The organism is Mucilaginibacter sp. PAMC 26640 (genome assembly GCA_001596135.1).
Lineage (GTDB): Bacteria > Bacteroidota > Bacteroidia > Sphingobacteriales > Sphingobacteriaceae > Mucilaginibacter.
Genome location: CP014773.1, coordinates 1235665 through 1247902, shown reverse-complemented (window position 1 = coordinate 1247902; position 12238 = coordinate 1235665). Strand labels below are relative to the sequence as shown.

General features: G+C 45.4%; 12 protein-coding genes. 5 read left to right on the top strand and 7 right to left on the bottom strand.

Annotation, left to right across the window (positions count from 1 at the left end):
* Positions 1–51: 51 nt before the first annotated feature.
* Complete coding sequence (locus A0256_05335; protein AMR30886.1) at positions 52–663, top strand: hypothetical protein; 612 nt, start codon at positions 52–54, stop codon at positions 661–663.
* On the opposite strand, the gene A0256_05330 is transcribed toward A0256_05335, so the two are convergent.
* The 3 genes from A0256_05330 to A0256_05320 are packed head-to-tail and all read right to left on the bottom strand — an operon-like array spanning position 626 to position 3467.
* Positions 626–1222, bottom strand: coding sequence for a hypothetical protein (locus A0256_05330; GenBank protein AMR30885.1), 597 nt, complete (start codon positions 1220–1222; stop codon positions 626–628). The genes A0256_05335 and A0256_05330 overlap by 38 nt on opposite strands.
* Positions 1222–1476 (bottom strand): hypothetical protein, encoded by a 255-nt coding sequence (locus A0256_05325; protein ID AMR30884.1) that lies wholly within the window; start codon positions 1474–1476, stop codon positions 1222–1224. The genes A0256_05330 and A0256_05325 overlap by 1 nt, the downstream gene beginning before the upstream one ends.
* A gap of 14 nt (positions 1477–1490) precedes the next feature.
* Positions 1491–3467: a dehydrogenase gene (locus A0256_05320; protein AMR30883.1), complete on the bottom strand. Its 1977-nt coding sequence runs from the start codon at positions 3465–3467 to the stop codon at positions 1491–1493.
* 58 nt (positions 3468–3525) lie between these two features.
* Between A0256_05320 and A0256_05315 the strand changes: the two genes are divergently transcribed.
* Entirely contained in the window at positions 3526–4380 is an 855-nt protein-coding gene (locus tag A0256_05315; GenBank protein ID AMR30882.1) for a hypothetical protein, read from the top strand.
* Between the two features lie 56 nt (positions 4381–4436).
* Here the strand turns inward: A0256_05315 and A0256_05310 are convergent, their stop codons facing one another.
* Positions 4437–4982 (bottom strand): hypothetical protein, encoded by a 546-nt coding sequence (locus tag A0256_05310; GenBank protein ID AMR30881.1) that lies wholly within the window; start codon positions 4980–4982, stop codon positions 4437–4439.
* Positions 4982–6376, bottom strand: coding sequence for a [Fe-S]-binding protein (locus tag A0256_05305; GenBank protein ID AMR30880.1), 1395 nt, complete (start codon positions 6374–6376; stop codon positions 4982–4984). The genes A0256_05310 and A0256_05305 overlap by 1 nt, the downstream gene beginning before the upstream one ends.
* A 33-nt stretch (positions 6377–6409) precedes the next feature.
* On the opposite strand from A0256_05305, the gene A0256_05300 reads away from it, so the two are divergent.
* Complete coding sequence (locus A0256_05300; GenBank protein AMR30879.1) at positions 6410–7219, top strand: hypothetical protein; 810 nt, start codon at positions 6410–6412, stop codon at positions 7217–7219.
* A 2-nt stretch (positions 7220–7221) separates the two neighbouring features.
* On the opposite strand, the gene A0256_05295 is transcribed toward A0256_05300, so the two are convergent.
* Both A0256_05295 and rpsP read right to left on the bottom strand, forming a co-directional pair.
* Entirely contained in the window at positions 7222–7746 is a 525-nt protein-coding gene (locus tag A0256_05295) for a 16S rRNA processing protein RimM (GenBank protein AMR30878.1), read from the bottom strand.
* Between the two features lie 138 nt (positions 7747–7884).
* Complete coding sequence (gene rpsP / locus A0256_05290; protein ID AMR30877.1) at positions 7885–8409, bottom strand: 30S ribosomal protein S16; 525 nt, start codon at positions 8407–8409, stop codon at positions 7885–7887.
* Positions 8410–8599: 190 nt separating this feature from the next.
* On the opposite strand from rpsP, the gene A0256_05285 reads away from it, so the two are divergent.
* Positions 8600–9583, top strand: coding sequence for a hypothetical protein (locus tag A0256_05285; protein AMR30876.1), 984 nt, complete (start codon positions 8600–8602; stop codon positions 9581–9583).
* A 140-nt stretch (positions 9584–9723) separates the two neighbouring features.
* Positions 9724–11625, top strand: coding sequence for a band 7 protein (locus A0256_05280; GenBank protein ID AMR30875.1), 1902 nt, complete (start codon positions 9724–9726; stop codon positions 11623–11625).
* Positions 11626–12238: the final 613 nt, after the last annotated feature.

Genomic DNA, 12238 nt, shown 5'->3' with positions numbered 1-12238 from the left:
TCTGTTTCCACCTTTAAACGCAATAAACTATCTTTGATACAGAGGTAAACATTGGATAAAGTACAAATTCTCGAAAAATATTTGCCGAAGGAAGCGGCACCTTTAATAGGCCGCTGGATCGATTATTTTAAATGCGAGTTCAAGATCTCGCGAAACCGCGGTACTAAGTTTGGCGATTATCGGGCACCTTTTGATGGTAAAGGGCACCGCATCTCTGTAAATTTCGATTTAAACCCTTACGCTTTTTTGGTAACCACCGTGCATGAATTTGCGCACCTCCATACTTGGAACGAGCATCAGCAAAAAGCAAAACCCCATGGCATTGAGTGGAAAACAAACTTCAAAAAAATGATGCAGCCCTTTTTTGAAAAGGATGTTTTCCCGCCGGATATTAAACAAGCCATCACGAGCTATTTGAACAATCCGGCCGCTTCCAGCTGTTCGGACTTAACACTTTACCGTTCCCTGCGCAAATATGACCCGGTTAAGGAATCTGTGCATACGGTAGAAAAACTGCCGTTACAATCGGTTTTTAAATTGAAAGATGGCCGGGTATTTCGCAAAGAAGAAAAGTTGCGCAAACGTTACAAATGTATTGAGATCAGCAGCAAACGGGTTTACCTGTTTAGCCCTGTAGCGGAGGTGGAGTTGGTAGAGGGCTGAATAAGTGCTGGTAAAAAGGGTGGTTTTCATGCTTCGTATTAAGCCATACTAAATTGCCGTGTTCAAATATGGCTACACGTGAACGTCTGGTCCCTGAATTGTCAAACAGGTAGGCTCTGTTAAACAACGCAATATGATTTTGCAGGGCGAGTTTAATTTTATTATATCGCCTTATCATGTCTTCCAATTCAACTTTGTGGCCATTATTATGTGCCCGTTCCTCTACTCTTATTATATTGTCTATTAGAGATTCCAAAGCAACAAAATATAAAATAGTTCTATAGCCACCTTTGTGAGCCGCCCGGATATCGGCAATTTCAGATTTTCCTGAAAAAGTAGTTTCGAATGCCACATCGGATTTTGAAACGAGCGCATTTTTTCGCCTTTGCAATGCTTCCCTAGAAGCAGGAATATGAAATTTATAACTTCCAAATTCAGTTAAGGCGATATCATCCGGATTAATGACCGCAGTCTTTATCCTTCCGCGTTTTATCAATTGAGCAGTCAATGTTGTTTTACCGGAACCATTGGGCCCTCCAACAACTACTAATAACGGCATTATAATGGATTTATAGCTCTGATTGTTTCTTCTATTAAACGGAGATCTTCGGTGAGGTGCTTGCGTACAATAAACTTTGCCCCACTTGTATACTCCTTAACAAATAACTCGCCTTTCAATGTTTCGGGGTATAATTCATCCCGGTAAAAAATTGGGATACCTGCCTTAAGCATAGCTTCGGCACCTAAGCCGGCATCTTCATCTATACCTTTTTCTATAGGCTCTTGCTTATATATTTCTTCAAGGGTAACCATAACACTAAGATATGCTAAAATTTCAATAAAGCATCCATGCACTCTTCCAGCCTTGATTTGGCCAGGAACTGGTCTTCCAGGTCTTTATTCATTGGGATGGCGGTATCCAGGCTGGCGCAGCGCATTACCGGTGCCTCCAGGTATTTAAAAGAATGTTCGCCGATGTATGCGGCTATTTCGGCGCCAAAGCCGCTGGTTAGGGTATCTTCATGCAGAACCAGTACTCTGGAAGTTTTCTTCACCGTTTTTACCACGGCTTCCTTGTCCCAGGGTTGCAAACTGCGCAGGTCGAGGATCTCTATAGCATGTTCGGGATGTTTCTCCGCATATTCCATGGCCCAGTGCACCCCCATGCCATAAGTAACAATGCTGGCCTTTGTACCCGGGCGAACTATATTAGCCTTGCCGATCTCCACATAATAATCCTCATCCGGCACGTTGCCGGAAATGCTGCGGTATAAGGCCTTATGTTCAAAATACATCACCGGGTTTGGGTCGGCAATGGCGGCCATCAGCAAACCTTTGGCATCATCAGGGAAGGCGGGGTAAACCACTTTTAAGCCGGGCGTTTTGGTGAACCAGGCTTCGTTGGTTTGCGAGTGGAACGGCCCTGCACCGGTACCGCCGCCTGCCGGCATCCTGATCACTACATCTACCGCCTGGCCCCAGCGGTAATAAGTTTTGGCCAGGTTGTTAATGATCTGGTTGAATGCGCAGGTTACAAAATCGGCAAACTGCATTTCTACAACTGCCTTGTAGCCGTTCAATGCAAGGCCCATGGCCGTGCCTACAATGCCCGATTCGCAAATGGGCGTATTGCGTACCCGCTCTTTGCCAAACTCTTCTAAAAATCCCTGGGTTATTTTAAAGGCACCGCCGTATTCGGCAATGTCCTGCCCCATCACCACCAGGTTGGGGTGTTTGCGCATGCCCTGGCGAAGGCCATCGCTAATGGCATCTATGTATCGCTTGTTTGTTAAAGCTTCATAAGGCGGCAGCTTAGGGATGTTAAACATCCTGTACATGCTATCCAGTTCGGTTTGCAGGTGGGGAATGATGTCCGGCTCGCTGAAAACCTTTTCTATCTCTGCATCTATCAGCTTGGTGAACTCATTGCGCAGGTAAGGCACCCATTCCGGCCGCAATACTTGTTCGCTCAGCAGGTATTTTTCAAAGTTGTCCAGCGGGTCCTTTTTTTGCCATTCCGCTAACAGTTCCTGCGGAACGTATTTGGTGCCCGAGGCTTCCTCATGCCCGCGCATCCTGAACGTGATGCATTCCAGTAAAACCGGGCGGGGGTTTTGGCGCATTGCTGTTGCCAGCTGATTTACCGTGTGGTAAACCTCCAGGATGTTGTTGCCATCAATCTTCCGGCCCTCGATACCGTAACCAATGGCCCGGTCTGAGATAGATTCGCAACGGTATTGTTCTTTGGTGGGGGTGGAGAGGCCGTAGCCATTATTCTCGATCAGGAATATTACGGGCAGATCCCAAACGGCGGCAATATTAATGGCTTCGTGGAAATCCCCTTCACTGGTTGCCCCCTCGCCGCAATACACCAGGGTAACTTTTTGCTTCCCGCTGAGTTTATCGGCAAGGGCAATACCATCAGCCAGCGCCATTTGCGGGCCCAGGTGAGAGATCATCCCGATGATCTTAAATTCTTGTGTGCCGAAATGGAAAGAACGGTCGCGACCGCGGGTAAAACCAGACAGCTTACCCTGCCATTGCGCCATTAAACGGGAGATTGGAACATTGCGCGCGGTAAACACACCCAGGTTACGGTGCATAGGTAAAATGTATTCGTCGGCCTCCATAGCCAGCGTACTGCCTACGGCAATTGCCTCCTGCCCGATCCCCGAAAACCATTTGCCAATTCTGCCCTGCCGCAACAGGATCAGCATCTTCTCTTCAACTAACCGGGGCAATAATAATTTTTTGTAAAAAGTTATTAAACCGTCATTATCGATATGTTTACGGTCGAAAGTCATGTGGTAAAGCTAAGAAGTTTTTAAAACTTTGTATGTTTGAGCAATCCATCTTTTTGCTATGAAGAACCTATATGCTATATCGTTCGTAATATTTGTCGCTTTGGGCCTTACCGCCTTCGCACCCGACAGTTTTTTATTGCCCGAAAGTTTCTACCTGCATAAAGGCGATAAAATGAGCGTACACCTGCTGAGCGGAGACAACCTGAACAAAGAAGACGAAAGCCGCTACAATTCCAAAAAAACAACCAAATTCAATATTTACGAAGGCAGCAAGATGACCGACCTGCTGAAGGTTGCTAAAGACAGCGCTACCCCGGTTTTGGATTATACCGTAAATGGCAGCGGTATGGTGATGGTAGAGATGAACACAAAAGATGAGATGAATGAGTTGCCTCACGAAGATTTTGTAGCCTATTTGAGCAAACAGGGGTATGATAACTTAGCGGAAAAGGTAAAGGACGATACCAGACTTAACCTGGTTGAAAAATATCGCTACTATTTAAAAACCCTTGTTAATGTGGATAACGGTGGCGGTAATGCTTACAGCAAAGTAATGGGGAGCGAACTGGAAATTGTGTTGAAGCAAAACCCCTATAAAAAGAGCTATGGCGATGATATTACCGCGATAGTTTATTTTAAAGGTAAACCCTTAAAAACCAGCAACGTGTTTTTGTACATAAAAACGGCATCAGGCACGGTGCATCCGCAACTTTTGGCTACCGATGCCAACGGACAGGTGTTTTTTAGCCCGAGCCGCGACGGGATATACATGCTGCGCTGCATCCGCATAGAGCCTTCTGTAAAAAATGATGCCGACTTTGAAACCTGGGTGTCTACCTTCTCATTCGCGTTTAGCAACCAGGACGAGTTACCCAATACCTACAGGGAATTTGGCTTCGGCAATAAACATTAACCGCTTTGCAATGCGGAGAATTGCCAGTAACGGTAGCAGTGGCGGGATAAATGCGACTATAAAAGTTTAAGCATTTCCATATCGAACTTTGGCTTAACCGCATAGCGTACTTGTACCAGCCCTGTACTATATACCTGCTGCGATACAAACTGCAGATCTGCCTGTTCTTTTAGCTCGTCAAACAAACGTTTGCCACTGCCTAAAATAACCGGGTGGATAGCAAGCAGCAACTCCCCGATAAGATTCTTGTTGATAAAGGCTGTTGTTAAACCGGCCCCGCCAAAAAGCCAGATACTTTTCCCCGCTTCGTTCACAATGCCATTAACTGCATGGTCAAACCTGGCAGAGGGGATCACCTCCACATCCTCGTTTTTACCCGGCTGTAACGTATCGGAGAAAACATACATCTTTTTGCCCGGGAAGCTATCGGTTTGCGCACCAATCAGCTCATAACTTTTGCGGCCGATAAATATGGCATCTGTTTCTTCAAAAAAAGCAGCCATTCCATAATCCTGGTCGGTTAGGCACCAATCGTAGTCGCCGGCGGGCCCTTCAATAAACCCATCCAGGCTCACGGCCACATTCAGTATGATCTTACGCATTAGTCGTTTTGTTTGTCGGCCTTATCCCGTTCTATCCATTGTTTACTGAACGATTTATCAGCCACTACCGGCATTTCCTTAAAATTGCCCCAGGCTTTTTTAAAGAATGTTTTCAGCATGAAGTTCTTCACTTTGCCGCCAAAAAAATCGGTAAAATTGCGTTTAAGCATTCCCTTTTTCCAGAGGGCCCAGCCCCATTGTTCTAATTTGGGGCTCAGATTTTCTGTAACCGCATCGCGGCGGTTAAGCAGCAGCATTTTATGGATATCTATTTTAACCGGGCACACCTCGGTACATTTGCCGCACAGGGTAGATGCGTAACTGAGGTGTTTAAATTCTTCCATGCCGCGCATGTGCGGGGTGATTACAGATCCTATAGGCCCGCTGTATGGCGTATCATACGTATGGCCGCCAATGTTTTTATAAACCGGGCAAACGTTAAGGCAAGCGCCGCAACGAATGCAGTATAAACCCTGGCGCTGGTCTTTTTGAGCCAGCAGGTTGGTGCGGCCGTTATCCAGCAGTATTACGTACATTTCTTCGGGGCCATCAGTTTCGTCAGGCTGGCGCGGGCCGCTCAGTATGGTGTTATATACCGTAAGGTTTTGCCCCGTGCCGTGGGTTGCCAGCATTGGCCAAAAGAGATCGAGATCGGTAATGGATGGAATTAGCTTTTCTATCCCTACAACCGTGATGTGGATCTTGGGGAACGATGTAGTGAGCCTGGCATTGCCTTCATTCTCGCTGATGGCAATGCTGCCGGTATCGGCAATGATGAAATTGGCCCCGGTTACGCCAACATCGGCCTTTAAATATTTTTCGCGCAACAGCTCACGGGCTTTTTGGGTAAGCTGCTCTGGCGTGGCATCCGGCGGTGTGCCAAATTTTTCATTAAATAGCTTGGCAATATCCTCTTTGGAGAGGTGCATGGCCGGGGTAACAATATGATATGGCTTTTGGCCAAGCAATTGTACAATATATTCGCCCAGGTCGCTTTCCAATGATTCAATTTGGTTGCTTTCTAAAAATTCATTCAACTGAATTTCTTCGGTAACCATTGATTTGGATTTGATAACCGTTTTGGCGTTGGCTTTTTGAATAATGCTAAGGATCTCGCGGTTGGCTTCTTCAGCATCATTGGCCCAGATCACCTTACCTCCGCGCTTTTGGAAATTGGCTTCGAATTCCGGCAGGAATTTATCCAGATTTTCCATTACTTTCCATTTAATGGCATGGCCCTTTTTTTTGGAATTATCCAGGTTGATCATCCGCGATTGACCACGAACAACAGCCGTATCATACTTATCTATGTTATGATTGATGATCCGCCGGTGGTCCATCTCGAATGCCTTCTCTTCGGAGGCTGCCAAAAACGCTGCTGCGGTGTTTCCCATTTTGGCGAAATTAAGCAAACTCAATTATCTTTTATGGTTGAGTTAAAAATATTGCCTTTTTCGGGTCTTGGAAAGATTAATAGATTACCGTTCAATTTATTCTTCGTTGCCGGTAATAATCAAGCCCTTTTATTCGTATTGGTTACAGTTACCCAAATAATGAAAACAAAGCTCCTGAACCTGCTGATCACTTTAGCTACATTTGCATCTTCTTGCGCCAGTAGCGGGGTTTACATTAATCGTGCCTACTTAGCCTCACATACCATCGGCGGCAAACTGGCTGTTTTACCTGTTGATGTTTTTTACAGCGGTGAAAAGCCAAAGGAAGAAGACTGGTATGCAGAAGAGCAAAAGGCAAGCCGCCAGTTGCAGGCAGAGGTGGTTCAAACTTTTTTTGATTACAAGAACACCCACGAGCGCCATTCCAGGCAATATCCTGTGCAACTGATGGGTGCTGATAGCGTCAACGCTTTGCTATTAATGAAGATGGCTGACCTGCGCACGGCCTGGACAATGCCGGCCGACAGCGTTGGCCGGATGATAGGCGCTGACCTGGTCATTAAAGTGCAGATGGACAGGGAGCGGTACATGTCGGCTAAGGAAGCGGCATGGGCCAATATTGGCTTCGCGGTATTAAACGGCTTGTTGCCGCCACCCGCTGAGAATGCTCCGCCGCGTTTGAAATACGTTAAGGCAAACGATATGGATTACAATATTTGCCTGATTGCTACCAAAACCGGTGATACGGTTTCCAGTTATAGCTTTACCCCCGGGAATAGAAAGGACATCACCAGGGTGAATAAAAAAATGGCGGCAAAATCAGTTGTATTCGCCGGGAATTAGTTTTACTCCATATAAATATCCAGCAAACCCTCCGGTAGGTCTACAGATACGATGTTCTTTACCACATCTATCCCCTGGATAATGCTTTCATTTAAGGGGAACAGCACCTCGTTACCTTTGTAAGTAACGGCAGCAATCAGCTGCTGGGGGAATTCGTGAACTTCCGTGATCTCGCCCAGCTCGCCTTCGTAAATATCAACAGCAATAAAGCCTTTTAAATCTTTAAGCGTAAATTCTTCTTTTTTCTTTTTGGGCTTTGCCTTATTGGGAAGGTAAATATCTTTCCGAACCAGCATCGCTGCTTTTTCTATGGTATCTATGTCCTCTAAATACAGGTATGCACTATTTTTCTGATTGAATTTTATCGATTCAACAAAAAAAGGCACCAGCTTGCCGGCAATATCCAGGAACAGCGAGGTAACCTTAATGTTCTCTGCGCCTTCAAAGTCGATATACAACTGCATTTCGCCTTTTAATCCTTTTGTTTTTAATACGGTACCTATCCGGAAACAATCTTCTGCTTTCATCCTTCTATTGCTTTTAAATAACAAATGGCGAAGACCTTTAGGGGGCTTCGCCATTGTTTAGCGTAAACATTTTAAGAGATCAGAAAGCAAGATCTAAATCTTGTGTCCCGGTTCCTGATGTTTGTCGTCTATAATAAATTATTCAGCGCTTTCAGTTTCTGCAGCTGCATCATCAGCAGGAGCTTCTTCTGTTTCTTCTGCAACTGGTGCATTTTTAGCAGCAATGGCAGCAGCTTTATCATCTTTCTTTTTAGCTTCAGCAATTAAAGCCAATTTACGGGCTTCATCTTTTGTAGCGTTAAGGTTTGATTTTTTACCTGTGATTTTGCTGTCTTTCTGATCCAGCCATTCAGCAAATTTAGCGTCTGCCTGTTCTGCTGTTAAAGCACCTTTTTTTACACCGCCTTCTAAGTGTTTCTTGTATAATACACCTTTGTAAGAAAGTATTGCACGGCAAGTGTCTGTTGGCTGTGCGCCGTTGTTAACCCACTCAAGAGTTTTTTCGAAATTGATGTCGATAGTAGCCGGGTTAGTGTTAGGGTTGTATGAACCTACACGCTCAATAAAACGACCGTCTCTTGGAGCACGGGCATCTGCTACTACAATGTAGTAAAAAGGTTTTCCTTTTTTACCGTGTCTTTGCAGTCTGATTTTAGTTGCCATTTTTTTATTTTATGTATTCAACATTGTCCCCGGAGTCTGTTCTGCGGGGATGCAAAGGTATACATAATTATAATAAAATAAAACAGGTTTAATAAAATACTTACCGGGTTCATTTACCGCATGTTATATCAAGTGTAAAATGTAGTTTTGCAGTAGAATTAGTGTTAATTATATTTAAAGCTTTGCATCCATGCCACAAAACAATTGGCCCGTTATAAGCGAATGTATAATTGCTTTTGATTTGAGCCTGCACCAATATAATACCATAGGTACTGGTATTGGGCTGCTTGCCGGGTACAGTAATAAGCAAGTGCCGGATCAGGCCAATTTTTGGTACCCTGTTATACACCATGCTGATGTAGAAAAGGTTAAGGCCGTGCACGCTAGTCAGCTCATTGGTCAAACTACAGAAGTTAGCTATCGCATAACGCCGGTTGGCTCCCATTCGTACAGGTATATTACCGAAAAGAGAAGTATTTATACAGATGCAATTACCGGGCACCAAATGATTTGGAGTTTGTTTAATGAGCAGGCATCACAGGACAGTACGCCTACCGGTGAAGAGTTGAAACGCGCACGGGCCAACCTGGAGTCGCTGATCAATAATACCAGGGATCATATTTGGTCGATAGATACTGCATTAAACTATATGTACACTAATATTGCCTATAAGGAGGCGGTATTGGCAGAGACAGGGAAAGTGCCCCGCCGGGGGAAACCTTTGGTAGTATTTGGCACAAATGAGCAACAGTCCCTTTGGCAAAACTACTATGCAAGAGCCCTGTCGGGCGAGCATTTTGATGTTGTTTATGAGCATTTAAATGCAGTAAACAACCAGCAGCAGTATTATGAAGTTGGCTTTAACCCAATATACAATACCGAAGGCGAGGTGGTGGGCATGGGTTGTTTTGCCCGTGATATTACCCAGCATTTGAACCACGAAAAGGAGATTCGCAATCAAAACGCCCGGCTCAGGAATATTGCGTCTATCAGTTCCCACGAATTGCGCCGCCCGGTGGCCAGCCTGCTGGGGCTGATCAATGTTATCGATTTTGAGAACTTCAACAACCCCGAAAATAAGGAAACGATAGGCCACCTTTTAACCGTTGGAAAAGAAATAGATGAAGTGATCCGCCTGATCGTGGAAAGTGCTTTCAGCGGCAAGGTGATGTAAAATATATCCCGCAGTTTTTGTAACAAGAATTAGCTATCCTCCATCTAATCAAACGCTATATAGCCAAGGTCTCAATAAAGCTATAAGTTATTGTGAGGAGCCCGCACCTTAAGGGCACCGTTAAATAAATCAAAAACATAATGTCTGAATCTATTCCAATTCTCCAATTCTGGTGGGTGCTGCCGCTTGTTGCCGCCCTTTTTGCGTACAAGTTTGTATTGCAGGTGTTTTTTGGTATGATCATCGTTCCGGATGACCGTATAGGCCTGGTTGTTAAAAAATTCACCCTTTACGGGGATAAACGCATGCCCGATGGCCGTATCATTGCCATTAACGGCGAGGCCGGTATGCAGGGCAAACCATTGGCCCCGGGTTTGTACTGGCATATGTGGCCATGGCAGTACACCATTGTAATGGAGCAATTCACCGTAGTGCCGCAGGATAAACTGGGCCTGGTAAAAGCTAAAGATGGTGCGCCGATGGATATCGGCCGTGTACTGGGCAAGCCTGTGCCATGCGATAAATTCCAGGATTCGCAGGCTTTCCTCGAAAATAACGGGCAAAAAGGCCCGCAGGCTGCGTTCCTAACCCCGGGTAACTACCGGATCAACACGTTCCTGTTTGAGATTGTTATGGTGCCTATCACCAGCGTACACGAAAATAAGGTGGGTATTGTTACCACGCTGGATGGTGAGCCACTTGAAAAAGGTGAGATTGCCGGTGGCTCTGTTGCCGGGCACCGCAACTATCAGGACCCGATGGCCTTCATCACTTCGGGCGGTAAAAAAGGCTTGCAGGAAGATGTAATATTAGCAGGTACCTACTACCTTAACCCATGGTTTGCCGTGGTGGAACAGGTGGAGATGACCCATATCCATATTGGTTATGTTGGCGTTGTTAACTCTTTCGTCGGGCCGGAAGGTAAAGACACCAGTGGCGTAGGTTTTACGCATGGTAATATTGTGAAAAAATACGACAAAGGTGTTTGGGACGAACCGTTAGACCCGGGTAAGCACCCCGTGAATATTTATACCCACACGGTAGAAATTGTACCCACCACCAATATTGTGCTGAACTGGGCCAATAGCCGCACCGAATCGCACGAGCTGGATAAAAACCTTTGTACCATCAGCGTGCGTTCTTATGATGGTTTTACTTTTAACCTCGATGTATCGCAGATCATCCACATACCGCGTAATGATGCCCCTAAGGTGATAGCCCGTTTCGGGAACATGAAGAACCTGGTATCACAGGTGCTGGAGCCTACTATCGCCAACTATTTCCGTAATTCAGCGCAAAAAAGTGGTGTTATAGAATTTTTGACCAACCGGTCTGAAAGACAGGAAGATGCCCGCGCCCAGATAAGTAAGGTGTTGGGCGAATATAATGTAGAGGGTGTGGATACCTTAATTGGTGACATTGTGCCGCCGGAGGCATTGATGAAAACCCTTACCGACCGTAAGATTGCCGAGCAGGAGCGCGTTACTTACGAGATACAAAAGAGTGCACAGGTAGAGCGTAAAGAATTTGAAAGTGCTAAGGCGGGTGCTGACATGCAGCCTGAAGTGGTAAAATCAACCCGGCAGGTTGAAATTAATACGCAGATGGCCGCTTCAAAAGTTGCCTCAGCAAGGGGTGATGCCGAATCGAGGATAATTAATGCGAAAGCCGATGCAGAGAATAAAACCATTATTGCCCGTGCCGATGCTGAAGCCAAAACAATTAATGCGAAAGCCGATGCTGCTGCAACCGAAGTAAATGGTAATGCCGATGCAGGTAAAATCAAGGCGATTGGTTTGGCGGAAGCTGAAGTTACCAAACAGAAGACCGAAGCCATGGGTACCGAGCAATATGCGATTGTGCGTGTAGCTGAAACTTTGGCCATGAACGGTATTAAATTAGTGCCTGAGATTTTGATAAATGGCCAAAATGGCGGTGGTAACGGAATGATAGATGCCCTGATAGGCAACGAAATGCTTAAGAAACTGCAGCGGGAAGCGGCAATTAAAACACATGATACCGGGCATGAAGATGTGTCGTAAAACGCGCAGAAGATAACGGACTAGCGAATACCAGGGAATCTGACACGAGGTGATGCTAACCAATTTGAATAGTTCAACGAATGGAGTACTAAATTCATTCGTTGAACTATCCATATTGCGGGTAATCACTTTTACAACAGGGGGCAGCTACGGAGCCCGGTATTCATGATGGAATTTTTCTATAAACACGAGGCTCCGATGGAGCCAAAAGATAAAAAACCTTTTAAGGGCATTCGCTTTACAACAGGGGGCACCTACGGAGCCCGGTATTCATGTTGCAATTTTTCTATAAACACAAGGCTCCGATGGAGCCAAAAGATATAAACGGTTAGACGGCAGGCATGCCACGCATCAACCAAAGAGGAGCGCTTTTTTATAATATTAAGTTCAACATTAATTAATAACGCTCCTGCAGCGCCAATAGGGGAATTTTGCAGCAACTGGTCTTTGTGCTGATCAACCAGAAGGTGTTGGGTTTATACATTTCAACCCTAACATTCATTTAAAACGCTCCAATAGCGCTAACAGGAAAATATGCTGGTAGCGGGCCTAGCGCTGGCCAACCCAGAAGGGGTGAGTTTTAGTATTTAAACAACAAATCATCTCAGACGCT

Coding starts and splice junctions, on each gene's coding strand:
- A0256_05330 (AMR30885.1), bottom strand. CDS start 1,222: ATGCCGTTATTAGTAGTTGTTGGAGGGCCCAATGGTTCCGGTAAAACA.
- A0256_05325 (AMR30884.1), bottom strand. CDS start 1,476: ATGGTTACCCTTGAAGAAATATATAAGCAAGAGCCTATAGAAAAAGGT.
- A0256_05320 (AMR30883.1), bottom strand. CDS start 3,467: ATGACTTTCGACCGTAAACATATCGATAATGACGGTTTAATAACTTTT.
- A0256_05315 (AMR30882.1), top strand. CDS start 3,526: ATGAAGAACCTATATGCTATATCGTTCGTAATATTTGTCGCTTTGGGC.
- A0256_05310 (AMR30881.1), bottom strand. CDS start 4,982: ATGCGTAAGATCATACTGAATGTGGCCGTGAGCCTGGATGGGTTTATT.
- A0256_05305 (AMR30880.1), bottom strand. CDS start 6,376: ATGGGAAACACCGCAGCAGCGTTTTTGGCAGCCTCCGAAGAGAAGGCA.
- A0256_05300 (AMR30879.1), top strand. CDS start 6,410: ATGGTTGAGTTAAAAATATTGCCTTTTTCGGGTCTTGGAAAGATTAAT.
- A0256_05295 (AMR30878.1), bottom strand. CDS start 7,746: ATGAAAGCAGAAGATTGTTTCCGGATAGGTACCGTATTAAAAACAAAA.
- rpsP (AMR30877.1), bottom strand. CDS start 8,409: ATGGCAACTAAAATCAGACTGCAAAGACACGGTAAAAAAGGAAAACCT.
- A0256_05285 (AMR30876.1), top strand. CDS start 8,600: ATGCCACAAAACAATTGGCCCGTTATAAGCGAATGTATAATTGCTTTT.
- A0256_05280 (AMR30875.1), top strand. CDS start 9,724: ATGTCTGAATCTATTCCAATTCTCCAATTCTGGTGGGTGCTGCCGCTT.